The organism is Bartonella sp. P0282, assembly GCF_048452985.1.
Lineage (GTDB): Bacteria > Pseudomonadota > Alphaproteobacteria > Rhizobiales > Rhizobiaceae > Bartonella > Bartonella choladocola.
Window position 1 is genome coordinate 331,003 of record NZ_WTFO01000002.1, and the last position, 25,600, is coordinate 356,602.

The 25,600-nt window shown below is 44.4% G+C and carries 22 protein-coding genes; 12 read left to right on the forward strand and 10 right to left on the reverse strand.

All coding sequences use genetic code 11. The features are described 5' to 3' along the window. Nucleotides 1-194 precede the first annotated feature (194 nt). Nucleotides 195-1,448, reverse strand: a complete 1,254-nt coding sequence (tyrS, locus tag GQS64_RS06810) for a tyrosine--tRNA ligase (RefSeq protein WP_198231073.1) — start codon at nt 1,446-1,448, stop codon at nt 195-197. 110 nt (nt 1,449-1,558) lie between these two features. Between tyrS and GQS64_RS06815 the strand changes: the two genes are divergently transcribed. Next, a complete protein-coding gene (locus GQS64_RS06815) occupies nt 1,559-2,686 on the forward strand; it encodes an anhydro-N-acetylmuramic acid kinase (RefSeq protein WP_198231074.1) in 1,128 nt (375 codons plus the stop codon). A gap of 277 nt (nt 2,687-2,963) precedes the next feature. Here GQS64_RS06815 and GQS64_RS06820 read toward each other — a convergent pair whose 3' ends face one another. Beyond that, entirely contained in the window at nt 2,964-3,638 is a 675-nt protein-coding gene (locus GQS64_RS06820; RefSeq protein WP_077992084.1) for an alpha/beta hydrolase, read from the reverse strand. A gap of 179 nt (nt 3,639-3,817) precedes the next feature. On the opposite strand from GQS64_RS06820, the gene GQS64_RS06825 reads away from it, so the two are divergent. The 6 genes from GQS64_RS06825 (at nt 3,818) to GQS64_RS06850 (ending at nt 10,404) form a co-directional block, all read left to right on the forward strand. Beyond that, nucleotides 3,818-4,963, forward strand: coding sequence for a cysteine desulfurase family protein (locus tag GQS64_RS06825; protein WP_198231075.1), 1,146 nt, complete (start codon nt 3,818-3,820; stop codon nt 4,961-4,963). 174 nt (nt 4,964-5,137) lie between these two features. Next, entirely contained in the window at nt 5,138-6,649 is a 1,512-nt protein-coding gene (gene sufB, locus GQS64_RS06830; RefSeq protein WP_077992087.1) for a Fe-S cluster assembly protein SufB, read from the forward strand. 58 nt (nt 6,650-6,707) lie between these two features. After that, nucleotides 6,708-7,481, forward strand: a complete 774-nt coding sequence (sufC, locus tag GQS64_RS06835) for a Fe-S cluster assembly ATPase SufC (protein WP_198231076.1) — start codon at nt 6,708-6,710, stop codon at nt 7,479-7,481. Then, nucleotides 7,474-8,754, forward strand: a complete 1,281-nt coding sequence (gene sufD / locus GQS64_RS06840) for a Fe-S cluster assembly protein SufD (RefSeq protein WP_198231077.1) — start codon at nt 7,474-7,476, stop codon at nt 8,752-8,754. The genes sufC and sufD overlap by 8 nt, the downstream gene beginning before the upstream one ends. An 11-nt stretch (nt 8,755-8,765) precedes the next feature. Further along, nucleotides 8,766-10,007: a cysteine desulfurase gene (locus tag GQS64_RS06845; RefSeq protein ID WP_198231078.1), complete on the forward strand. Its 1,242-nt coding sequence runs from the start codon at nt 8,766-8,768 to the stop codon at nt 10,005-10,007. Further along, the gene (locus tag GQS64_RS06850; RefSeq protein ID WP_198231079.1) at nt 10,000-10,404 is read left to right on the forward strand and encodes an SUF system Fe-S cluster assembly protein; all 405 of its coding nucleotides are present in this window, start codon (nt 10,000-10,002) and stop codon (nt 10,402-10,404) included. The genes GQS64_RS06845 and GQS64_RS06850 overlap by 8 nt, the downstream gene beginning before the upstream one ends. Before the next feature lie 329 nt (nt 10,405-10,733). Here GQS64_RS06850 and GQS64_RS06855 read toward each other — a convergent pair whose 3' ends face one another. Continuing rightward, nucleotides 10,734-12,053, reverse strand: coding sequence for a DNA polymerase IV (locus GQS64_RS06855; protein ID WP_198231080.1), 1,320 nt, complete (start codon nt 12,051-12,053; stop codon nt 10,734-10,736). Further along, entirely contained in the window at nt 12,044-12,337 is a 294-nt protein-coding gene (locus GQS64_RS06860) for a DUF3572 domain-containing protein (protein WP_077992097.1), read from the reverse strand. Before GQS64_RS06860 ends, GQS64_RS06855 begins: the two co-directional genes overlap by 10 nt. Nucleotides 12,338-12,411: 74 nt before the next feature. Here GQS64_RS06860 and GQS64_RS06865 point away from each other — a divergent pair, with 74 nt between their 5' ends. Continuing rightward, nucleotides 12,412-12,777, forward strand: a complete 366-nt coding sequence (locus GQS64_RS06865; RefSeq protein ID WP_077992099.1) for a response regulator — start codon at nt 12,412-12,414, stop codon at nt 12,775-12,777. A gap of 87 nt (nt 12,778-12,864) precedes the next feature. Here GQS64_RS06865 and rpsI read toward each other — a convergent pair whose 3' ends face one another. Beyond that, nucleotides 12,865-13,353, reverse strand: coding sequence for a 30S ribosomal protein S9 (gene rpsI, locus GQS64_RS06870; protein WP_077992101.1), 489 nt, complete (start codon nt 13,351-13,353; stop codon nt 12,865-12,867). 2 nt (nt 13,354-13,355) lie between these two features. Then, on the reverse strand, nt 13,356-13,820 hold the full coding sequence (gene rplM, locus GQS64_RS06875; RefSeq protein WP_077992103.1) for a 50S ribosomal protein L13: 465 nt from the start codon (nt 13,818-13,820) through the stop codon (nt 13,356-13,358). A gap of 1,065 nt (nt 13,821-14,885) precedes the next feature. On the opposite strand from rplM, the gene GQS64_RS06880 reads away from it, so the two are divergent. Together GQS64_RS06880 and recJ are read left to right on the forward strand one after the other, a co-directional pair. Further along, nucleotides 14,886-16,169 (forward strand): O-acetylhomoserine aminocarboxypropyltransferase, encoded by a 1,284-nt coding sequence (locus tag GQS64_RS06880; protein WP_198231081.1) that lies wholly within the window; start codon nt 14,886-14,888, stop codon nt 16,167-16,169. A 185-nt stretch (nt 16,170-16,354) separates the two neighbouring features. Further along, nucleotides 16,355-18,136 carry a single-stranded-DNA-specific exonuclease RecJ gene (gene recJ, locus GQS64_RS06885; protein ID WP_198231339.1) on the forward strand — a complete coding sequence of 594 codons (1,782 nt, stop codon included), beginning with the start codon at nt 16,355-16,357 and terminating at the stop codon, nt 18,134-18,136. A 514-nt stretch (nt 18,137-18,650) separates the two neighbouring features. Here recJ and parE read toward each other — a convergent pair. Further along, entirely contained in the window at nt 18,651-20,729 is a 2,079-nt protein-coding gene (gene parE, locus GQS64_RS06890) for a DNA topoisomerase IV subunit B (protein WP_077992110.1), read from the reverse strand. Nucleotides 20,730-20,913: 184 nt separating this feature from the next. On the opposite strand from parE, the gene GQS64_RS06895 reads away from it, so the two are divergent. Further along, complete coding sequence (locus GQS64_RS06895; protein WP_077992112.1) at nt 20,914-21,873, forward strand: glycosyltransferase family 2 protein; 960 nt, start codon at nt 20,914-20,916, stop codon at nt 21,871-21,873. After that, nucleotides 21,870-22,760: a ChbG/HpnK family deacetylase gene (locus GQS64_RS06900; protein WP_198231082.1), complete on the forward strand. Its 891-nt coding sequence runs from the start codon at nt 21,870-21,872 to the stop codon at nt 22,758-22,760. The genes GQS64_RS06895 and GQS64_RS06900 overlap by 4 nt, the downstream gene beginning before the upstream one ends. Nucleotides 22,761-22,780: 20 nt before the next feature. Here the strand turns inward: GQS64_RS06900 and GQS64_RS06905 are convergent, their stop codons facing one another. Genes GQS64_RS06905 through lipB form a run of 3 tightly spaced genes read right to left on the reverse strand, consistent with a single transcriptional unit; the run spans nt 22,781 to nt 25,507 of the window. Next, entirely contained in the window at nt 22,781-23,221 is a 441-nt protein-coding gene (locus GQS64_RS06905) for a GtrA family protein (RefSeq protein WP_198231083.1), read from the reverse strand. Beyond that, nucleotides 23,218-24,768, reverse strand: a complete 1,551-nt coding sequence (locus GQS64_RS06910; protein ID WP_198231084.1) for a glucosyltransferase domain-containing protein — start codon at nt 24,766-24,768, stop codon at nt 23,218-23,220. Before GQS64_RS06910 ends, GQS64_RS06905 begins: the two co-directional genes overlap by 4 nt. Nucleotides 24,769-24,778: 10 nt before the next feature. Next, entirely contained in the window at nt 24,779-25,507 is a 729-nt protein-coding gene (gene lipB, locus GQS64_RS06915) for a lipoyl(octanoyl) transferase LipB (protein WP_198231340.1), read from the reverse strand. Nucleotides 25,508-25,600 lie beyond the last annotated feature (93 nt).

A 25,600-nucleotide genomic window follows, 5' to 3' on the forward strand; every position in this document is an offset into this window, starting at 1 on the left:
AAGGCGCGTTTGTCTGTGAGATAAACGCGAAGGGGCGATCTATCGTCAGCTTTCGGGAAAAGTTTTTGCCAATATCACGGGATTGTTATGACCGACATCCATTTGTTGCAAAGCCGGATTTGCAACAAATGGAGGTAATCTGAAATTTTCTGCACAAAGCCCGTAAACGGAAGCAGTTTATATTTTGTTCGGGGTTACGATGGTGTCACGAGGACGTGTTTCTTTTTTCCGAAAGACAATTTTATAACGCCGTCGGCATTAACATCATTTTCGGTTATGGAACGCTTCTCATCCTCGACCGGTACGTCGTTGACACGTATGCCACCACCTTGCACGTGACGCCGCGCCTCACCGTTCGATTTGGCAAAGCCTGCTTTAACCAACAATGTCAAAAGGCCCACTCCGCCTTTAAGTTCGTCCGATGAAACCTTGATTTTTGGAAGGTCGTGACTGACCTCACCTTCTTCAAAAGTTTTGCGTGCTGTTTCGGCGGCCTTTTCTGCTGCTTCGCGGCCATGCAGCATGGCCGTGATTTCTGTTGCCAGAATTTTTTTCACATCGTTGATTTCCGAACCTTGTAGCGCCGAAAGGCGATTTATTTCGTCCATAGGCAAGGTCGTGTAGAGCTTCAGAAAACGTGAAACATCGGCGTCTTCTGTATTGCGCCAATATTGCCAGAAGTCGTAAGGAGAAAGCATTTCCGCATTGAGCCAAAGAGCACCGTTCAGCGATTTTCCCATTTTTGCGCCGGAGGCTGTTGTCAATAATGGTGACGTCAACGCAAAAAGCTGTGGTGTGTCCATACGGTGTCCGAGATCAATACCGTTGACGATGTTTCCCCACTGATCCGAACCGCCCATCTGCATGCGCAAGCCGAACCGTTTATTGAGTTCGACAAAATCATAGGCTTGCAAGATCATATAATTGAATTCGAGAAATGAAAGGGAATGCTCTCTATCCATCCGCAATTTGACCGAATCAAAGGAAAGCATTTTGTTGACCGAGAAAAAACGGCCGACATCGCGCAAAAATTCTATATAGTTCAAATCCCTCAGCCAATCGGCATTGTTGACCATGATTGCATCTGTGGCGCCATCACCGAATTTTATATAATTCGAGAAAACTTTTTTGATACCCGCGATATTGGAGTCAATTTTATCAACCGTGAGTAATTTGCGCGCCTCGTCTTTGAAAGACGGGTCTCCGATCATTCCAGTTCCCCCTCCCATCAGGGCTATGGGGCGATGGCCTGTTTGTTGCAACCAGTGGAGCATCATAATCTGGATCAGGCTGCCCGCATGGAGACTTGCGGCTGTTGGATCAAATCCGATATAACCGGTTACAACTTCTTTCGACAACAGGTCGTCGAGACCTTTTTCGTCGGACATTTGGTGAATAAAACCACGCTCGCTCATAACATTGAGGAAATCGGATTTAAAAGCGGACATCAGATTTTTTCCTAAAAAAGTCATGCATAGAAAACAATATTCAACTGTTTTGAGGGCTTTATCATAAAATAGATGTGATTCACAAGGAAACACGCTACGGGAAACTTAATATGCGCGCGACAAAAACGGCCATTGGCCTTATGAGCGGAACGTCGATGGATGGAATTGATGCGGCTGTGCTTGTAAGCGATGGCGAAAACGAAATAAAAATTATCGGCCATTTGTCGAGTCAATATGACACAAATTTTCGCAAACGGTTGAAAGATATACTGGATGATGTAACCGAAGTGAAGAGCCGGGACGAACTCCCTGTAACTGCTTTGACTATCGAGCGCGAACTGACACTGAGACATGCAGATATTGTCAAAAAATTACTCAAGAAATATGGAATGCTGCCAGCCGATGTAAATCTTGTCGGTTTTCACGGACAAACTATTCTTCATAAGCCGGAAAGCGGACTGACTATCCAATTGGGTGATGGAAAACTTCTTGCTCAAAAATGCGGTATTGACGTGATTTTCGATCTCCGCTCGAATGATATGAAGCATGGCGGGCAAGGAGCACCGCTTGTGCCGGTTTACCATCGTGCTTTGATAAACAAAATGAAAGATAAGATCGATTTTCCGGTAGCATTCGTCAATATTGGCGGAATTTCCAACCTGACTTTCATAGGCAAAAATGACGAACTTTATGCTTTTGATTGCGGGCCGGGAAATGTTTTGATTGACCAGTGGATGTCTTTGAGGAGAGATAAACCATACGATCGTAATGGCGAAGCCGGACTTCACGGAACGATAATCGAACCGATCGTCGAATCATATCGTCATCACCCGTTTTTCAATGAAAAAAAGTCCGGTTCTCTTGATTGGCGCAGTTTTGAACCCTTGTCGGACAAAACAATATCTGTCGAAGATGGTGCGGCAACACTGAGTTTCATTACAGCTTATGGAATTGTCAATTCATTCAGGCATCTCCCTATATTGCCGAAAACACTCCTGGTGTCGGGTGGCGGTGCATATAACCGTGCTATTATGGCGTCATTGGAAAAGCTCGCTAAAGAATACGACATTGTCACATTAACTGCGCAATCATTAAATCTATCTTCGGATTTTATCGAAGCGGAAGCGTGGGCTTATCTTGCAATCAGATCGAGTTACGGTTTGCCGATTACTTTTCCGACGACAACAGGATGCTCGTCACCACAGTCGGGTGGTGTGTTGGCAAAGCACGGGTTTTGATTGTGACGGGAAAACAAAAGGTAAAGTCAATTCATAGAAATAATCAACGAAGCGACAATTTCTATCATTGAATAGCTGAAACGCCATTTTCATTAATCAAAATTTTTCTCGCCGTTTTCGGTATATTGTAAATGCGTTTTCAGGTGTATTGTTTGGTTCGTTTTGGACCCGTCTATTTTTCAAATTCTGAAAACAAAAAATAAAAATAAACCCTTGCGAGTGTTTCGCAAGGGCCGCTACCTTCAAGGTTTCAACAAACTTTCTGAAATGCAAAGTTTTAACGCAGGCGCTTCATACGTGGTTCGGACAATTCACCATTAAGACGACGGTCGAGGTAGTTGGCGCAATCGTCGATAAGCTCGTCAACCTGACCGGCAAAAAAGTGGTTTGCACCTTCAATAATCTGCTGGGTAATTGTAATGCCTTTTTGTGTTTTGAGCTTGTCGACAAGCCCTTGAACATCTTTAGCTGGCGCTACCCGATCAGCATCTCCATGAATGATAAGGCCTGACGACGGGCAGGGGGCAAGAAACGAAAAGTCATAAATATTCGGTTGTGGCGCAACCGATATAAAACCTTCAATTTCCGGTCGACGCATCAAAAGTTGCATCCCGATCCATGCACCGAATGAATAACCCGCTACCCAGCAATTCTTTGAATCCGGATGCAAGGCTTGCACCCAATCCAACGCGGCAGCCGCATCGGATAATTCCCCCGCACCATGGTCGAACTCACCTTGGCTGCGACCGATACTGCGGAAATTGAAACGCAATGTGGTAAAACCGCGTTGTTGGAACATATAAAACAAGTCGTAAACGATCTTGTTATTCATTGTTCCGCCGAACTGTGGATGTGGATGAAGAACAATAGCTATAGGAGCATTTTTTTCCGGTGAGGGTTGATAACGACCTTCAAGGCGACCCGCGGGACCATTGAAAATGACTTCAGGCATCAAGCACTCCTTATTATACCGGTTGGAAAGCCCATCATTAGACAAATTGATATAATCAGCTTCCAACCGTTTTGAATGTTAAAAAAATATCTGAAGATTAGATAGTCTGTTATGGGTGCACTTTTCAAGGAAATTGCGCTAATGATGCATTTGAAAGAATAAATTTTGCGAGGCTTTTTATGTCATCTTCAAGATGCTATCTCGATTATAATGCAACAACTCCATTATCAGATGCGGCGCGCAATGCGCTTGTCGACGCTCTGGATGTTTATGGCAATCCGTCATCAGTCCATCAGGAAGGACGTGCTGCAAAGGCTTTGTTGGAAAAGGCACGCAGGCAGGTAGCCAAACGTCTTCATACCGAAGCAGATCACGTTGTGTTTACTTCAGGTGCAACCGAGGCAGCCATGACGCTGCTTACACCCCATTATAAAATGGGTCGTTCGGATGTCTCTTTTTCCAAAGTTTACATAGGAGCAACCGAACATCCCTGTATCGGCAAAGGCGGCCGTTTTGATAAAGACCGGCAAGACCATATCGAAGTTGACGAAAACGGTATTATCAATATTAAGGAGCTTGAACAAAAACTCGCCCGACATGATAAATCCCAAGGTTTGCCAATGGTTGCCATTCAAGCGGCGAATGGCGAAACCGGTGTCATCCAGCCGATCGGAAAAATTGCCGATGTCGTCAAACAATCGGGTGGCGTGCTTATTGTCGACATAGTCCAGTATATCGGTAAACTTCCTGTCAATATCGAGAGTTTCGGAGGGGATTTCTTTATTGTTGCTGCTCATAAGATCGGGGGCCCGAAAGGAGTGGGTGCATTTGTTGCAACCGGCAGCGCACTGATGCCCGAAGCGATGATTCTTGGAGGAGGGCAAGAGAAGGGCTTCCGTTCAGGAACCGAGTCCATTCCTTTGATCGCATCTTTCGGAGCAGCAATGGAGCAAAAGCCTACAACGCAGGATCTTGACCACTCCAAAGCACTTCAAATGCGTTTGGAAAACGGTTTGCGTCAATTAAGCAACAAACTTGTGATTTACGGAGAACATGCGCCCCGCCTTCCAAACACGACCTATTTTGCAATAGAAGGCTTGAAGGCCGAAACAGTGCAAATAGGCCTTGATCTGGCGGGGTTTGCGGTTTCGGCAGGTTCTGCCTGTTCTTCAGGAAAAGTCAAACAAAGCGGCGTTCTCGAAGCGATGGGCTACCACGTTCCCGACGGGGCAATTCGTGTCTCTACGGGCACACGAACCAGCCTCAAAAACATTGACGATTTTCTGGCTGCTTTTCAAAAAATCATCCAAAATTCAAAAATTTGAAAAACAGTACTTGCAATCCACTTTAGAACCGTTTTAAACAAAGTCAAATAAGCTTGACTGGATTTATCATGTTTTTTCATTGAAGTCTGGTGAATGAAACCCTAAATCAGGTTATGCTTATTTTGGTATAATCGACAACTGCCGGTTTTTGACCCGGCCAGGAGGGAGAAGCCCATGCCTGCAGTGCAGGAAACTATAAGTCAGGTCCGTGAAATTGACGTGGACCAATATAAATATGGTTTTGAAACCAAGATCGAGGCGGATAAAGCCCCGTTAGGGCTTAATGAAGATATTATTCGTTTAATATCCGCGAAGAAACAAGAACCCGAATGGATGTTGGAATTGCGGCTTAAAGCATTTCGCCATTGGTTGACAATGGAGGAACCGCACTGGGCCAGATTGGATATTCCACCGATAGATTTTCAGGCTATTTCATATTATTCGGCTCCTAAAAGCCAGAATGCACCGAAATCTCTTGATGAAGTTGACCCGGCTCTTCTCAATACGTACGAAAAGCTTGGTATACCACTGAAAGAACAGGAAATTCTTGCCGGCGTTCGCAAACAGCAAGAACCGTCGCAGCTTGACGATAATGTCTACGCTTCAGGGCGCGTTGCTGTTGACGCAGTTTTTGATTCTGTATCTGTGGTTACGACATTCAAAAAAGAGCTGATACGTTCGGGCGTTATATTTTGCTCGATTTCCGAAGCAATACGCGAGCATCCGGAGCTGATAAAACAATATCTCGGCTCGGTTGTGCCAGCTGGTGACAACTTTTATGCAGCGCTCAATGCAGCAGTGTTCACCGACGGTTCGTTTATTTATGTCCCCAAAGGCGTTCATTGCCCGATGGAGTTGTCTACATATTTCCGTATTAACGAGCGCAATACCGGACAATTCGAGCGTACATTAATTATTGCCGATGAAGGTGCTTACGTTTCCTACCTCGAAGGGTGCACAGCTCCGCAACGTGATGAAAACCAGCTCCATGCGGCCGTGGTCGAGCTTATTGCGCAAAAAGACGCGGAGATAAAATATTCGACGGTTCAGAATTGGTATCCGGGTGATAAAGACGGTAAAGGTGGCATTTTCAATTTCGTCACCAAGCGCGGTGACTGTCGCGGTGACAATTCCAAAATATCCTGGACACAGGTGGAAACCGGTTCGGCTATTACGTGGAAATACCCGTCTTGTTTGTTGCGCGGTGATAATACCCGTGGCGAGTTTTATTCGATTGCCGTTTCCAACGGGCATCAACAAATCGATTCCGGTACGAAAATGATCCACTTGGGAAAAAACACGTCCAGTCGTGTTATATCCAAAGGTATTTCAGCCGGATTTTCCAACAATACCTATCGCGGGCAAATATCGGCGCATCGTAAAGCTGCCAATGCCCGTAACTTCACGCAATGCGATAGCCTGCTAATCGGCAACAATTGTGGTGCTCATACGGCTCCTTATATTGAAGCTAAAAATGCGACCGCAAAGTTTGAACATGAAGCTACAACGTCCAAAATATCTGAAGACCAATTGTTTTACGTTATGCAACGCGGCATTCCGGAAGAAGAAGCAATTGCGCTCATTGTCAACGGCTTCGTCAAGGAAGTTATCCAGGAATTGCCAATGGAATTTGCTGTAGAAGCGCAAAAGCTCATTGGGATCAGTCTGGAAGGTAGTGTCGGTTGACAGAAGTTATAGTTTTTATGCGGTAGTCCGATTAGCGTCCGCAAAATAGGATTTAAAAATGTTAGAAATCAAAAATCTTCATGCACGTATCGCCGAAACCAAGACCGAAATTCTGCATGGTCTGGATTTGACAATTCACGACGGTGAAGTCGCTGCTATCATGGGGCCGAACGGTTCGGGTAAATCGACACTTTCCTACATTCTGGCAGGTCGTGATGACTATGAAGTGACAGAAGGTGAAATTCTGTTCAATGGCAAGCCGCTTCTTGAAATGGATCCGGCCGAACGCGCGGCAGCCGGTATTTTCTTGGCCTTTCAATATCCAATGGAAATACCTGGCGTTGCAACGATGGAATTCTTGAAAGTTGCAATGAATTGTCAAAGAAAAGCTCGCGGTGAAGAAGAGCTGAAAGTACCCGAATTTCTCAAGAAAGTGAAGGCAGGTGTTGCCGAACTTGAAATGGATATGGGAATGCTCAAGCGGCCACTCAATGTCGGTTTTTCAGGTGGTGAAAAAAAGCGTGCAGAAATCCTCCAGATGTTATTGTTGGAGCCCAAACTCTGCATTCTTGACGAGACCGATTCCGGGCTTGATATCGACGCGTTGAAAATTGTGGCAAATGGCGTGAATGCTTTACGTTCGCCCGAACGTTCATTCATGGTGATCACCCACTATCAACGATTGCTCGATTACATTGTGCCTGACACGGTCCATGTTCTTTATAAGGGAAGAATAATCAAAACCGGTGATAAAACATTGGCGATGCAGCTCGAAGAAACCGGTTATGCCGATATTATTGATAAAGCAGAATCGGGGGAAGAACATGAGTGAAACCTCGAAATCTGATAAAAAGCCGGAAATGACGGCTGCTGAAACAGCAATTGTCGATATTTTTGGACAAAAATTGGGTGATTTTCCCGGTAATAGCGAGGTCATGTCAACGCGTGACAGTGTGGTCGAACAATTCAAACGGGTAGGGGTTCCTTCGAGAAAACGCGAATATTGGCATTATACCGATTTGCGTACATTGCTGAAGACTGTTCCGAATTTCAGCGACGAGGGCGACGGGTTGGCACGTGCTCCACTTTTAGCTAAAAACTCTGTATTGGCTATTTTTAACGGAAAGACGCTGAGCGCGCCGGAAATAAAATCCATAACGGTCAAACGTGTAGCCGACGAGCTTGCGAACGAGCATTTCACCCTTAAGCCTGATATTGCCGATGATGATTTTGTTGGACAAATCAATACCGCTTTTATGACTGATGGCTGGCTTCTTGAAGTAGAAGAGGGGGCAAAAATTGAAGAACCGGTCGAATTGCAAATGGTTAATCCGGCTGGGCAAGCTCACGCGTTTTCCAATATAAAAGTCGGAGCCAATTCTTCGGTTACGTTTATTGAAAGACAGTTGGGTGGCGAAAAACCGGTATTTGTTACTGCCGTTCAAAATCTCGAAGTGGGCGAGGGCGCGGATGTCAAGTGGATCATCATCCGTGATCGCGGGTTTGACGCGACACAATTTTCAAAATTCCGCGCAACTCTTGCGGAAAATGCCAAACTAACCCTTTATATCGTCAATATTGCAAGCCAGTTGAACCGGCAGGAAATTGATGTCGAAATGCCTGGTGAAGGCGGTAATTTCCAGCTCAGAACGATTAATTTGCTGGCCGGAGCAAGCCATAGCGACGTTACGATGTTCGTTCGTCATATTGCGGAAAGTACAACGTCGACTGAAATTGTACGCAATGTTGTGACAGACAATGCACGCGGCGCATTTCAGGGCATGATAAAGGTTGCGCGGGAAGCGCAGAAGACTGATGCGCGCATGGCATGCAATAGTCTTATTTTATCGGATGATGCCGAGTTTGATTCAAAACCGGAACTTGAAATTTTTGCCGATGATGTTGCTTGCGGGCACGGTTCGACTGTCGCGGAAATTGATCGCGACCAACTATTTTATCTTATGGCTCGTGGTGTCGAAAAATCGGTCGCACGCGGCTTGCTGGTGAAAGCGTTTGTTTCGCAGTTGATAGACGATGTCAATAATGAACAGATGCAGGATGTCATTGTCGAAATCATCAATCAATGGTTGGAAAAGCACCTTTAAAGGGATTTATTATGTCAACTCTTCCGCCTTCTCCTTTCGATATTGAGAAAATCCGGCGCGATTTTCCAATTCTTGATCGGAAAGTATATGGCAAACGTTTGGCCTACCTTGATAATGCCGCTTCGGCGCAAAAGCCCCGTCAAGTGCTTGATGTAATGGATGAGGTTTACAAGACAAGTTATGCCAATGTGCATCGTGGTCTGCATTTTTTGTCAAATACAGCAACCGATCTTTATGAAAAAGCCAGAGAAAGCGTTCGTAAGTTCATCAATGCATCGTCTCATGAGGAAATTGTTTTCACCAAAAATGCAACCGAAGCAATCAATACTGTTGCCTATGGATATGCGATGCCGCGTTTTGCAGAAGGTGATGAAATTGTTCTGACGATTATGGAACACCATTCAAATATTGTTCCCTGGCATTTTATTCGGGAAACCAAGGGAGCAAAGCTGGTTTTTGTGCCGGTCGACGAGGATGGTGTTCTACATCTCGATGATTTCAATAAGGCTTTGACTGAAAAGACAAAACTCGTTGCAATCACGCATATGTCCAATACGCTCGGTACAGTTCCACCGGTCAAAGAGATGATAAAGGCAGCCCATGACCGTAATATTCCTGTTCTGGTTGATGGCGCACAAGGATCTGTTCACCTCACCGTCGACGTTCAGGATCTTGATTGTGACTGGTATGTGATGACCGGCCATAAACTTTATGGCCCAACGGGAATTGGTGTTCTCTATGGAAAAAAAGATCGGCTGCAAGAAATGCATCCCTTTCAGGGCGGCGGCGAGATGATTGACGATGTGAGCATCGACAAGATCACCTATAATGAACCGCCGCATCGCTTTGAAGCAGGTACACCGCCAATCGTTCAGGCTATAGGGCTTGGTGCTGCACTTGAATACATCATGTCGAAAGACAGAAAAGCGCTTGAAGCACATGAGAAGGCTTTGACGGCCTATGCCCATGAACGACTTGAAGCGATCAATTCATTACGAATTTTCGGTCATGCACCTGATAAAGGCGGTATTATCTCTTTCGAGCTTGAGGGAATCCATCCCCATGACGTGTCGATGTATATTGATCGCCAGGGAGTAGCGGTGCGAGCCGGAACGCATTGTGCCCAGCCGCTATTGAATCGCTTTCACGTGACATCGACATGTCGGGCATCTTTTGCAATGTATAATGACCGCGATGATGTCGATCAGCTTGCCGAAGCGTTGGAAAAGGCAAGGAGGTTTTTTAATGAGTGACTCCGCCAACGAAATTCATGCGGCAGAACCGGTAGGCGAATGGGACAATGATATTGTTACATCACATGGTTCAGCGATTCCTGCCGATGAACTTGACCGCATGACAGACGATATTATCAATGCGTTGAAGACGGTATTCGATCCCGAAATTCCGGCTGACATTTATGAGCTGGGTCTCGTTTATAAAATTGATATAGAAGATGACCGTACGGTAAAAATTGACATGACATTGACAGCGCCGGGTTGTCCGGTGGCGGGCGATATGCCGACCTGGGTTGAAAACGCGGTAGGAGCAGTGGAGGGGGTATCGCATGTTGAAGTCAATATGACATTCGATCCACCCTGGACACCTGACAGAATGTCCGAGGAAGCTCAAATAGCTCTTGGTTGGTATTGAGCGTCGGTTCAGCGGAGCTCGGGTTTCATGAAGCGAGCGGGCTCCTCGAATATCGTTTGGGTAAGTCAAATATCGTTTGAACAGAAAGTCGTTTTTCTGGTTAAGTGAAGAACGACACGCCAATGGCGTGTGTCGCCCATGTCTCGAAAAATTGCAGAAATCGGGCAAGTGGCATTCTGTTGGCGGAATTGTTCTTGACGGTTCCGGATGCAATGCGGAACTTAAAATGCAAATTTCCGGTCGAAAACATTTTCGGCCAACATATAGCGAATTATCCGTTTGTTGAAATGGAAAAATTTTCGAGCGGCAGCGCCTATAATCGGGATTTCTTAAAATTTATCATCGTGCTTTTTTGGCAAGGAAATATTTTTTCCGAAGGTGTAGCCGGTTTCAATAGTCTTATTGCCGAACTTGGCACGGAGTTTATCCATTGCGGTTTCTGCGACAGCCCGCTTGTGAGAATAAGGATCCAGAAAATCGCCATCGTATAGACCCGCTGCTTTTGACAATTGCTGAACGCCAATTCCCAGAAGACGGAATTTCGTTCCATCAAGTTCTTTTTGAAGCAATCTTAATCCGGTACGAAAAATACGATCGGCAGTTTGTGTCGGGTCATCGAGACCGACATTCCGCGTTCGTGTTTTAAAATCTTTTGTCTTCAACTTGAGAACGACTGTTTGGCCTGCAATATCGCTTGCTTTCAATCTCGCTGATACTTTTTCCGATAGCATGCGTAAAACGGGTATCAAATCCTCGCTATTCGACAGATCATTCATAAAAGTTGTTTCCGAGGAAATGCTTTTAGCTTCACGTTCGGGTTCAACCTGTCTTTTATCCTGTCCGCGCGATAGTCGATAAAGGCGTTGTCCCATTTGTCCATAGCGTTTAATGAGCAATGCTTCATCGAGATGCTGGAGTTCTCCCACCATAGTAATTCCGTCATGTGATAATTTTTGCGCCAGTGCCGAGCCAACCCCCCATATTTTCGTAACTGGCTGTTTTGCTAGAAATGGTAGTGCTTCATGTTCACCGATAATGGAAAAACCACGCGGTTTATCGAGATCGGAAGCGATTTTTGCCAAAAATTTGCAATAAGATAATCCGATTGATACGCTAACCCCGATTTCATTTTCAACACGCTTGGCAAAACGCGCCAGAGTAAAGGAAGCCGGCGCTTTATGCAGTTTCTCTGTGCCGCTCATGTCTAGAAACGCCTCATCAATGGAAATTGGTTCGACGAGCGGTGTCAATTCCAGCATGAGTTGGCGAATTTCCCGACCGATACGTGCATATTTGGTTATATCCGGAGGAATGACGATGGCTTCCGGACAAAGTTCCAATGCCTTGAACATAGGCATTGCCGAATGTACACCGGAAATCCGGGCGATATAACAAGCGGTCGAAACGACACCTCTTTTACCGCCACCGACGATAACCGGTTTGTTGCGCAGTTCGGGATGATCGCGTTTTTCCACGGAAGCGTAAAAAGCGTCACAATCGATATGTGCTAATGAAAGTGAATAGAGCTCCGGATGACGTATGAGACGAGGCGAGCCACATTTTTCGCAACGTTTATTGAATGTATGTTGAATGGATAAACAATCCCGACAAAAACCAAAATCAGGTTGGTCAAACGGGTTTATAGCCATACAGGTTGTTCTCCACCGGGAAGAAAGTTTATCGCTTCGCCGATTGACTGTGGCGGGTAACCCGATTGTTCAGCAAAACTCATCAATGTGGGTTCATGCGCCAATATGAATTGTAATACGCCCGCAAGAAAACCGTTGGAGGCCGCAGCTTGACGAATATCGGAAGCGTTAATACCGGTAATGTTCAGGAAACGCGGCATAAGCTCAGGATCGTTGGCAATAAACAATAATGCGTCGACTGCCAATTGTTCGGCTTCTTCACGGTTGGTTATTTGTTTTTTCATATCATTTTAGCCAAGTGGTAACCATAAGTAGTTTACTCTTGTCAGCGCAAAGCTGGAAGAGCGGAGATTGTAGAATGGCAAAAAAAGTTATGATTGTGGAAGATAACGAGCTGAATATGAAATTGTTCCGCGATCTTGTCGAAGCAAGTGGCTATGAAACAGTGGAGACGCGCAGCGGTTTGGCTGCTTTGGATTTGGCGCGGAAAAGCAATCCCGGACTCATTCTGATGGATATTCAATTGCCGGAAGTTTCAGGAATTGACGTGATAAAACAGTTGAAAGCCGATGAGAAATTGAAATCGATTCCTGTTGTGGCAGTTACAGCTTTTGCAATGAAAGGCGATGAAGAAAGGATAAGGGCAAGCGGTTGTGAGGATTACATGTCCAAGCCAATATCGGTCGTCAATTTCATGTCTATGGTCAAACGCTTTCTGGGTTAAAAAGCAAGTTCCCGAATTGGAAATCGAAGAGCAATAAAAAAGCCCCGTAAAACGGGGCTTTTCCATGAAAAATGAAAATGCTGAAACTTAACGTTTCGAGAACTGGAACGAACGGCGAGCTTTTGCTTTACCGTATTTCTTACGTTCTACAACGCGGCTATCACGTGTAAGGAAGCCACCTTTTTTCAATACGGAACGTAAACCCGGCTCGAAATATGTCAAAGCTTTTGAAATGCCATGACGAACAGCACCGGCCTGACCGGAAAGACCACCGCCGGCAACAGATGCAACAATGTCAAACTGGCCGTCGCGATTGGCCGCAAGGATCGGCTGACGCAAAATCATTTGCAAAACAGGACGTGCAAAATATTTGTCGAAATCTTTACCGTTAACAACAATTTTGCCGCTACCCGGTTTGATCCATACACGTGCAATGGCATCTTTACGTTTACCAGTTGCGTAAGAACGTCCTTGCGCATCAAGTTTACGTTCATGGACTGGTGCTGCTGGTGCTGCAGGAGCTACAACCGTTTCGGTCACTGCACCAAGTTCAGAAAAAGAACTAATCTCGGCCATAATTAAGCAATCCTTTTATTTTTACGGTTGAGTGCGCCAACATTGATAACTTCAGGTTGCTGGGCTTCATGAGGATGTGTTGTTCCGGCATAAACGCGCAAATTCTTCATCTGCCGACGACCAAGAGGACCACGCGGAATCATACGTTCAACAGCTTTTTCGATAACACGTTCAGGAAAACGACCTTCGAGGATTTGACGGGCGGTACGTTCTTTCACGCTGCCAATATAACCGGTATGCCAGTAATATTTTTTATTGTGAAATTTTTTGCCGGTTAGAACAACTTTATCGGCATTGATGACAATAACATTATCACCGTCGTCGACATGAGGTGTATATGTTGGTTTATGTTTACCGCGTAACCGGTTGGCTACCAATGTGGCAAGACGACCTAAAACAAGGTTCTCTGCGTCAATAATGACCCATTTCTTGGCCACTTCAGCGGGCTTTTGTGAAAAAGTTGCCATTGAAGCTTTCCTTTTTTAAATCCCTCGTTAAACAAGGGCGTTTTTTGTTGCTTTGCGTTGTGACATCGTATCACAACAATTTATGCCGAATGCGACATGTGCGAACTTCTTATAAGCTCTCAATCATAACGTCAATTGAAAAATAATCCAATATTTCCAATATTTTGCAATAGCGGTATTATAATACCGCTTAAAATAGATTGTTATTGTTGCTAACAGAAGCGGGAATCTGTTTTCGTTCTTAGAACTTCATCTTGAAAAACTGAAATTTCATAAGGTTAGCCTCAAAAAATTACAAAATAAAGCGCAACTATCGAATAAAACACGACAATGCAGCAAAGCGCGATAATGGAAGCAGCTTTTGACAAACGATAAAACAACGGTTGAATAATTTGTTCTGTCCGGAATTGGCCGGACTGCGGTTCAGGAAGAACGCAAAAATAGTTCTCCAATCAATATTTCCGGACGTGTTTTGATACTCGTTATTTTATATTGCTTGAATCAAAATATAAAAAACAATGTGTAACATATTATTATAATTGCATAAATGATAAATATATTTTGAGTAAATATCCCGATATAAAGCTCGAAAGCTTTCATCATTTATTCGGAATGATCGGGATAGTTCCGACAAAATTCCAACGCGTCAACATTTAATATTCCGGCAATGAAGATAGCCGGCCTAAGCTATGAATAGGCAATCAATAGCTATGAATAGCCAATCAATCGGGGGCCATTTTCGGGGAGCCGGAATTTTCTGAACAACTCGAACGCCCGCTACCTAAGAGATTATTACCGGACGGATAGAAATGCATCAGGCTATCGTTGTACGAATTTTTTTGATCGTGGCGTTTTTCTGCTGTGGAGCTTTTGTTTTTTCCCTTCTTTTTCTTCAACCTTAGCGGGAAACCAATTTTCGGGAAAATAAATATCAAAAATTTCGGTGATTTGAGAGAGAAATAGTAACAATTCAGGGATTTGAGAAATTGTTTTCTTGTGACTTGTCTCTGCGTCAACTAGCCTCAAACAAAATGCAATGTTGAGAGATGCTTGATGGAGAAGCAAATGACAAAAACGACACCCGGAATAGAAACATTGGCAGTCCATGCGGGCACTGCGCCCGATCCGACGACCGGAGCAAGAATTACACCGATTTATCAAACCACCGCTTATGTGTTCAAGGACGCAGATCAGGCGGCAAATCGTTTTGCCTTGGCGGAGCCGGGGAATATTTATGGACGCATCACAAATCCGACACAGGCGGTACTTGAAGAAAAAGTGGCAGCACTCGAAGGCGGCACGGCTGCTTTGGCAACGGCATCCGGTCATGCTGCCGAATTTTTGACGTTTCATACTTTGATGGAACCGGGTGAAAATTTTGTTGCCGGCCGACAGCTTTATGGTGGTTCGATTAACCAGTTTTCCAATGCTTTCAAATCTTTTGATTGGCAAGTGCGTTGGGCTGATAGCGAAGATCCACAGTCATTTGAAAAGCAGATTGACGACAAGACAAGGGCAATTTTTATTGAAAGTTTTGCCAATCCCGGTGGAATTGTGGTCGATATTGAAGCCATTGCGAAAATAGCTCATGCACATGGTGTTCCTGTGATTGTCGATAACACACTTGCGACACCTTATCTCTTACGCCCTATCGAATATGGAGCCGACATCGTCATTCATTCACTAACGAAGTTTATTGGTGGTCATGGCAATTCGATGGGCGGTCTTCTCGTTGACGGTGGCACTTTCGATTGGGGCAAGTCAGGGCATTATAAAAAATTGACCGAACCACGTCCCGATTATGCCGGTCTTGTCATTTACGAAGCAACTGGTAATGCGGCTTTTGCCACGGCGGCGCGCGTGCTGGGAATGCGCGACTTCGGTCCGACCATTTCGCCGTTTAACGCCTTTCTCATTTTGACAGGGGCTGAAACCTTGCCGTTACGTATGCAAAAGCATAGCGATAATGCATTGGCAGTTGCCCAATATCTGGAAAAACACGAAAAAGTTTCATGGGTTAATTATGCCGGTTTGCCGGACAACAAATACCACAAGCTTCAGCAGCGTTATGCACCGAAGGGGGCGGGTTCTGTCTTCACTTTTGGTGTTAAAGGCGGCTATGAAGCAGGCGTCAAATTCGCTTCTTCATTGAAATTATTTTCGCTTCTTGCCAATATCGGCGATACACGGTCGCTTGTTATCCATCCGGCTTCAACCACCCATCGCCAGTTGACAGACAGTCAAAAAATTGCCGCCGGTGCAGGTCCGGACGTTGTGCGTCTGTCGATCGGTATAGAAGATATTAAAGATATTATCGGCGACATTGAACAGGCATTGAACCAAATTTGATAATAAAACAAATTATCATTTATTAATGACAAACAGATCTTTCAGGCGTGCAAAAACCAGTCACGTCTGAAAGTTCAAACTATAGAATTTCCGAATTGTTTGATTTTGGTGACAAAGGTTGATCCGGACATATATCAATTTGTCATTCGCTTTCGACGGTGTTTTGTTGTATCAAATCCGATATGATACAGCGTAAACAAAATTTTTTGGGAGTAACCCGCTCCGCAGTCGGTCGAAGCTGGACGGAAAGTCTCGACCGAGAAGGGGTGAATAATGCTCGCTCCCTATCACAAAAATTCGGAATTGCAGAACCTTTGGCGCGTGTTCTTGCAGCCCGTTCGGTTTCCGAAGACGAAGTCTTGAATTATCTCGAACCGACTTTGAAAACGTTGACGCCCGATCCCACGACTTTTATTGATATGGAAAAAGCAACGGATCGTATTTTGCAGGCGATCGACCGGAAGGAAAAGGTCACTATTTTCGGTGATTATGATGTCGACGGTGCTTGTTCTTCTGCCATTCTCTATCAATTTTTGACGTTTTTCGGTCTTGATGTTCATATCTACATACCCGATCGCCTTGTTGAAGGATATGGGCCAAACCCGCAGGCTATGAGAATGCTGGCAGATGAAGGCTCCAGTCTGATTGTAACAGTCGATTGCGGTGCAAATAGCCCCGAAGCTATAAAAGCTGCCCGTGAAAAAGGTGTGGATGTGGTGGTGCTTGACCATCACCAGATGGGGGAAGTCGACCCTGCGGCCAACGCTCTTGTCAATCCAAACCGTCCGGATGATCGGTCGGGGCAGGGCTATCTTTGCGCCGCAGGCCTTGTGTTTATTGCGGTGGCGTGGACACTGAAAAAAATTCGGGCTGAAGGAAAACATAAAACCCTTCCGGATATTCTTCGTTATCTTGATCTTGTGGCGCTTGCGACAGTGTGCGATGTTGTGCCTCTCGTCGGCGTCAATCGGGCTTTCGTTATCAAGGGGCTTAAAGTGGCGCGAATGATGTCCAATCCGGGCATTGCCGCACTTTCACGGGTTGCCGGAATTGGTGAGCCGCTCAATGTGTTTCACCTCGGTTTTCTGCTCGGACCACGCATAAATGCAGGTGGACGGATTGGCGATCAGGCACTGGGAGCGCGTTTGCTGACGACACAGACAGAAAGCGATGCCGAGTCCATTGCGGAAGAGCTCAATGCTTTAAATCAGGAAAGACAAAATATTGAAGCAAAGCAACTCCTTGAAGCCGAAGTCGGCTTACAATCATTGACACTTGACGAAACCCCGAGTGTTATTGTGGTTGCCCATGAAGGATGGCACCCCGGAATTGTTGGTATTCTTGCCGCCAGACTGAAAGAAAAATTCAGATGTCCGGCTTTTGCGATAGCAATCAAGAATGACGGCACGGCTACGGGATCGGGTCGTTCGATAGCCGGTGTCAATCTCGGAGAGCTTGTCCGTGAAGCCGTTCAATCGGGGTTGCTTGAAAAAGGCGGAGGCCATGCAATGGCCGCCGGTGTGACGATTTCAAGCGGTAAAATTGACGAATTCAGAAAATGGCTTAACGAGAAATTGTCTTCAAAGGTAAACGACTTGCATGATCGGGAAACCTTGTTGGTTGATGGTGTCCTTTCGGCTTCCGGAGCCACGCGGGAACTCTATGAAATGCTTGAAAAAGCAGGTCCTTTCGGGTCGGGAAATCCATTGCCGGTGTTCGTGTTGCCGTCGCACCGTTTGGCCGATGTCCGTGAGGTGGGTAAAGGCCACCTGATGATGTCTATTTCTAATACTGAAGGCAAAAGATTGAAGGCTATTGCATTTCGTGCAGTTGGCACAGATTTGGGTGACTTCCTGATGACCCATTTGGGGAAAAACATCCATGTTGCGGGCAATCTCAACCTTAACTATTGGAATGGACAAGCTTCGCCACAATTTCGCGTTATTGACGCTGCCGAGCCGGAATAAATTTCTATTAGCCGCTCGAAAAATAACCCGGCATAATTTCATCCAGCGGACATGTGTTTTATAAAGTATAAAAGCCGATTTATGTCTGTTTATTGTTAATGTATTATCCGGTTAAAAATAATATCAATGACAGGATTATATCCTGCTTTGTATAATTGTAAGCAGGATTACAAAAAGAATAGACTGTTTGACAAATCAAGTTCTAAAAGTTTGTTCAATTCCAACTTCTATAATGATGAATGACAGAGTTACACAAATAAACTTTTTCAAGAAAGGTATCAGAAATAAAGAGATCGAATTTACGGCAATCGTATTTTATATCATAATTGCAATTTGGGACTTGCCACAACGACGAAACAGCCTTACGCGGATTTCAAAATTATAAAAAGAATATCCGGCAGAATGTACTGGATTGCCCGTCGTAACTGCACATTGTATAAACGGTCAAAACATTTTTAAAAAATGAATTATACCATCACAATCTAATAGTTATTTCAGTTTCGCTGATACTTCATCAAATATCGAGGTTTTCGGCAAATTCCGCATTATCCTGTATAAAATGGAACCGTGCTTCAGGTTTTGATCCCATAAGATCATCGACAACTTTTTTAGTTTCCTGGTCGCTGTCGTTCGCAATATCGACCCGCAACAAAGTCCGGTTTTTAGGATCCATAGTCGTTTCTTTCAATTGGTCAGAGCGCATTTCTCCCAAACCTTTGAAACGCCCGATTTCAATTTTTCCACGGCCGGTAAACTTCGTTTTTAACAGCTCGTCTTTATGGGCATCATCACGCGCATAGGCGACAACGCCACCTTGAGAAATGCGATATAAAGGCGGGACTGCGAGGAAAAGATGCCCTTTCTTTATAAGTTCAGGCATTTCCTGATAGAAAAAAGTAATCAATAATGAAGCAATATGTGCGCCATCCACATCGGCATCTGTCATGATGATAATGCGATCATATCGCAAATCACTTTCTTTATATTTTGAATGGGTCCCACATCCGAGCGCCAATATAAGATCGGAGATAATCTGGTTATTGCTGAGCTTGTCCCTGCCTGCACTTGCAACGTTGAGGATTTTCCCACGTAAAGGCAAAACCGCTTGAGTTGCACGATTTCGCGCCTGCTTGGCAGATCCACCGGCCGAGTCTCCCTCGACGAGAAACAGTTCGGCACCTGCGGCAGAATTATGGGTACAATCGGCAAGTTTTCCCGGCAAACGCAATTTACGCACGGCAGTTTTGCGACTGACTTCTTTCTCCTGACGTCTTTTTAATCGCTCTTCGGCTCTGTCAACCACCCACTCAAGAAGTTTGGTTGCTTCTTGCGGAGAATTGGCAAGCCAATGATCGAAGGGGTCACGAATAGCGTTTTCTACTATCCGTTGTGCTTCCACAGTTGCCAGACGGTCTTTGGTCTGCCCCACGAATTCAGGTTCGCGGATAAATACCGAAAGCATAACTGCGGCCGAGATCATCACGTCGTCTGTGGTGATAACAGATGCCCGTTTATTTCCGGTCAATTCCGCGTAGGCCTTCAGCCCGCGAAGAAGAGCCTGACGCAAACCTGCTTCATGCGTGCCGCCTTCACCGGTCGGGATTGTATTGCAGTAGGAATGGATAAAACCGTCGCCGCCATACCAGGTGATTGCCCATTCAACAGAACCATGACCGCCACGTTGTTCGGTTTTACCTGCAAAAATATCCGACGTAACCTGATATTCGCCATTCAAGGACGAACTTAAAAAATCTTTCAATCCACCCGGAAAATGGAAAACAGCTTTCTCCGGTATATCTTCTTTTCCGACTAGCTTTGCAGGATCACAACTCCAGCGAATTTCAACACCACCGAAAAGATAGGCTTTGGAACGCGCCATTTTATAAATCTGTTCGGGGTTAAAAGCCGCTTTGGCACCGAATATTTGTGGGTCAGGATGAAAACGTACACGTGTGCCGCGACGGTTATGAATTTCGCCCAAATCCTCAAGACCGGATTGGGGGATGCCGCGGGAAAATCGCTGCCGATAAAGCCTGCGGCCGCGCGCAACTTCCACTTCCATATCGTCTGATAAAGCGTTGACGACCGATATTCCCACACCATGAAGCCCACCGGAAGTTTCATATGCCTTCCCGTCGAATTTTCCGCCGGAATGCAGTTCCGTCATGATGACTTCAAGGGTCGATTTGTCCGGCATTTGGGGATGGTTCTCGACCGGTATGCCGCGCCCGTTATCCGTGACGGTCAAATATCCCTCGGCATCGAGCGACACTTCAATAAAATTGGCATAACCGGCAACGGCCTCATCCATCGAATTATCAATAACTTCTGCGAAAAGATGGTGGAGTGCTTTACTGTCGGTACCGCCGATATACATTCCCGGACGTAAACGTACCGGCTCCAATCCTTCCAGAACACGGATGGAGGACGCATCATAGCTATCTTCGGCATCCGTTGTTACATTCAAGGATTTCTGCGTCTGCTTATCTTTTTTTTCCAAATTTGCTTTTTTCGACGTTACATTGGAAAGATCTCGTGTCGTTTCGATATTGCTTTGCAAATTTCCAAAAAGATCGTTATGTTTCTCGTCCATCACTGCCGATTATCTATCTAAAATTTATTTGACGTTCCATTAATACGAATCGAATTATTTTTCCACATATTTGCATAGATAGGATGAAAAAGCGAGAATGTTCTTGTTCTGTTCGCAAGGCTTTCTTTTAAAATAAATTCATGTAAAAGACTTATAGCAAGAGTTTTATTTGCGGAATGCAAAGATGACAACAGTTTCAATCATTAGCCCGGTATACAATGAAGGAAATGGCATTTCCAATTTTGTTGAAGAAGTGGTACGTGTATTCTCCCGATTACACTATGAGTTGACAATTATACTGGTAGATGACGGGTCAACGGATAATAGCTGGTCGAACGTCAGAAGTATTGTTCCTGAAAAATTCAAGCTGATTGGAATTAAACTTGCTAAAAATTTTGGCAAGGAGGCGGCAATTGCGGCCGGTCTTTCTTTAGCTGATAGCGATGTTGTCATAACGATTGATTGTGATTTGCAGCATCCACCCGAATTGATGTCCACAATGCTCGGATTATGGGAAAAGGGTGCAGAAATTGTTTTGGCGGTAAAAGAAGAGCGGCAACAGGAATCGACCTTAAATCGTCTGGCAGCAAAAGGATTTTATAAAGTTTTTCATTGGGTAACCGAAAATGACATCGGTGGCACAAGTGATTTTATTTTGCTTGATCGGAAAGTAGCCGACGCGCTCAAATCACTACCGGAAAAGCTTTTCTTTTACCGCGGTGTTGTTCAGTGGCTTGGTTTCAAACAGCAAAGTGTTTCATTTATTCCCAACAATCGGGAAAACGGAAAAAGCGGTTGGTCGTTTTGGAAAAAACTTCGTCTCGCGATTGATTCATTAACAGGCTTTTCTGCAAAACCGCTTATTTTTATCTGGTTTTTGACATTTCTGTTTCTGGTGTTCTCGCTATTGGTCGGTGGAGATGCGATCATTTCTAAAATTATGGGCAGGTCAATAGGCGGTTTTTCGACGCTCATTCTGGTTATTCTGATTACAGGCGCTGCGATCCTTTCTTGTTTCTGCATTCTGTCGGCTTACATTCGCCAGATATTTTATGAAGTCAAAAGTCGTCCGCGTTTTCTCGTCAGTCAACACATTGAACTGGAAGAGGGGAGCGAGCCAATAAACAGGACAGCTCGTAAATGACCCTTTTCTGCTTGTTCAATGCCGATGATTTTGCTCTTGATCTGGCGTGTTCAAATGCTGTGATTAAGGGCGTGGAAAGAGGCCGCTTACAGGCGACAAGCGTTCTGGCCGGTGGAGAAGATCAGGCGAGCTTTGGACAATTGGATAAAACCGGATGCAAATTCATAAACGTGCATCTTAACCTTCTTGAAGGTAAAGCACTCACCAAGGGTGGGAGCGAATTCGGATTGACAGGAAATGATGACTTTTTTCATTTGTCCCTTGGGGAATTGATAACAAAATTATATCTTTCTCCCCAAAAAAAACGCTTACGAGAGTGGATTTTTAAAGAATTTTGCCAACAAATAGAATTTGTTTATGACCATTTTCCCGAAAGACAAATGAGGCTTGACGGCCATCTTCACATTCACATACTGCCACCGTTGAGAACAGTCATTGAAAAGCTTCTCATCAAATATCCAATTCGTTATATCCGCACTCCATCCGAACGCGGATATAGCAGGCAAGCTCCCTTTATTAGCAATATGAAGGGCTGTTTGCGCCGGCAATTGTTAGGCTTTTGGGCCAAAGATATAGGAAAGTTGGCCAGGCGCTATCAAGTGGCGACTTCCGACTTTTTTCTGGGAACCGCTGCGAGCTGCAATCTCACTCTCGACGATATTGATAGAGGATTGTCGGTTATATCGCGGGCAGCAGGCAATTGTGACGCACAAATAGAGATAATGGTGCACCCGCTTGGTAATGATATTTCGGATAGCCATTTTTATAAAGATAGCCGCTATGGCTTCGCTCACGCAACGCCGGAACGACGCAATGAACTGACACTGTTATTATCCGACGATCTTATAAATATTATGAAAAAATATAATGCTGTTTTTGAAAAATAGAATAATCCGAATGGTGCGTTTTATGCTTTTTTGAAAAACACAAAATGGTTCAAAAAATAATTGGCAAACAATCCGGCGAGCGATCCGGCGGCTATAGCGAGAAATAAAGTTATTGGCGTCACTGTGGTGACGCTTTTTAAAACTGCCATACTCGCACAATAATTGAGCACACCGCCAATAGCTGCCAGTCCCATATAGCTTCCCCAGCCTTTCAAGTTCTTGAAACGGGCTTCTCTACCGCGAAATGATATTCGGCTATTAAAAATCCACGTAAAAGTGGCTGCTACAATAAATGCGATTGCTCGCGCAACCCAAAGATTGAGGCCGATTGTTTGCAATAACCAAAGTGTAAAAAAGTCAATCCAGAAAGCTATGGCGCCGGAACACAAAAACAGCACCAATGATCTATGTTTGGTGTAAAAATGAGAACCGGCTTTAAAAAAATCCGAATGCGAAATCATTTTTTTCCAAGCTCGACAGTTTTGTTATAATCGCTCAGGCACATGCTTTTGCGGCCAAGTGAAATAAATAGAAAATCACCTAAATCGAATATCCGGTAATTCATCGTTTTTATGTCGGGAACTTTGTTTGTGCTACATAATTGCCTAACAAGTTCATGCGCTTTCGGGGTATTCGCGAGATTAGTGATATTCGTATACCCGAACTCTTTCAATTGTGATGAAAAGAGCCAATCGCTTCCATGAGGTATCATGACCGCCATGAGACGCATTCGTTGCACGGTGTCTTTTAAATAAATCGATGTACCCAAACCACCTAGAATGTAAGCGGGCTTTTCGGGGGGGTACTTTTCCAAAGAGGTAGCGAGGCGATGCAAATAATATCGGTTGAGTTCATTTTGAATTCGGACCGCGCTATTAAGAATATAACTGAATACAAGCGGAAATAGCAGGAAAAAAACGATTAACCCCCAAGTGATTTTTGTGCTCGCAAACGTCAAAGGCCCGATTGTTTGCCTGGAATTTTGAAAACGCGTAACAAACTGGATAATGAGAAAAATAATACAAACCGAAAAGAAGATAGACTGCGGCATGAGTCTTGGCGGAATGCCGTTGTCTCCTACGATTCCATATATTACACCCAAAGAAATAGGCAGCATGAATAAAAATGCTATTGAACAAATGGTTGCTCTCAAAACAGGTTTTTCAAACTGCGTATCGCGATAAAAATGAAGTTGAATTTGTGTGAAAGCAACGCAAATTGCCATTCCATATAAAACTTTTCCGGTTGTTGATAAAAAACCAAAATAGCGTGAAAACGCATTTTCTGTTGTAACTGCAATATGGTGCCAAGGTCCTTTGGGACTCTGGAAAATAAATTGGCTTTTTGCCGTTGCATATTCCAGAATGAATAATTTCGCAAAAAAATAAAAGATTATTGTTATAATTGCAGCAAAAATAATTGCTTTAAAAAGATATTTTATTGCAGCACCAATTTTACCACCATTATAAATTTTAAATAATGCTTCAATTAATATAAGAACAATAAACATATTTATATAGGACTGATAAAATCCCATACAGACAAAACAAAAAATAGCCGATTTGAGTTTTGAACCTGGATAGTAGGCCCAACCTAATAAACTACAAGTCAGCCCCATCGCCATTAACACACAATCGTAACGGTAGAGATAAGCAGAAAGCAAAAACGGATTGAAAAGAAAGGCTACAAGTAGAACTGCTGTAATAGAGTTGAACGGAATTGATCGGATATTCAAGCTAACGCAAGCTGAAACGACGGTTAAAAACAAGGCTACCAGAAGAAAAAAAGGCGCAGAATCCGGCAACCATTGCCAATCACCCGAAAGGAAGAGGGTGAGAACGTCTGCAAAAGGCCTTCCATATTCACTCCAACCCGGAGTTTGGGTATAAAGACGTATATAATCGTCACGATAATAATAATTATTTAAAATCAACGGGAAATAGAATAGAAACGTGGCGATTGATGCCGTGATACAGAAATTCTTCTGGTCGGTGTTTTTGAAGATCATTATCTTGAACCTAAATTCCAACAGATACGGTAGGGCCAAATATTCTTTCAAATGTTTGTCTTAGAACAACGTCAACATCGGCCATAGTAACCGGTAAACCGAGGTCAACAAAACTGGTGACGCCATGATCCGATATTCCGCAGGGAACAATTCCGGTATAATGTGACAAATCCGGTTCAACGTTTAACGCGATGCCATGAAAACTGACCCATTTACGTAAACGGATTCCAATTGCTGCAATTTTATCTTCTGCCGGCTCATTTTTAATTGTGGAAGGTCGATCGGGGCGAACGACCCAAACTCCCACGCGATCTTCGCGGCGTTCACCCTTGATATTGAACGCTGCCAAAGTTTGAATGACCCATTCTTCCAATGCTCCTATGAAAGCGCGGACATCTTCTTTGCGCCGCTTCAGGTCAAGCATAATGTAAATCACTCTTTGTCCGGGACCATGGTAGGTAAATTCGCCGCCACGACCAGTCTGATAAACAGGAAACCGCCCGGGTGTTAACAGGTCGCTTTGTTTGGCACTCGTTCCGGCGGTATATATGGGGGGATGTTCTAATAACCAAATCCGTTCATCAGCTTCTCCGGAAGCTATTTCGGCAATTCTTTTTTCCATTTGTTCAAGGGCGAACGGATAAGGAACCAGCTCTTCACTCACGACCCATTCAACCGGTCGGGATGGAACTTTAGGTAAAAAAGAATGATCGAGATTTTGTCGAATTGTATTATTCATCATATCCTGTGGGAAAGTTTGCAATTGAAGGCAATCTATTAGCCTCTGACTGTTAAATCAAGGAACTAGACAAGCCAAGATTAATTTAACGAA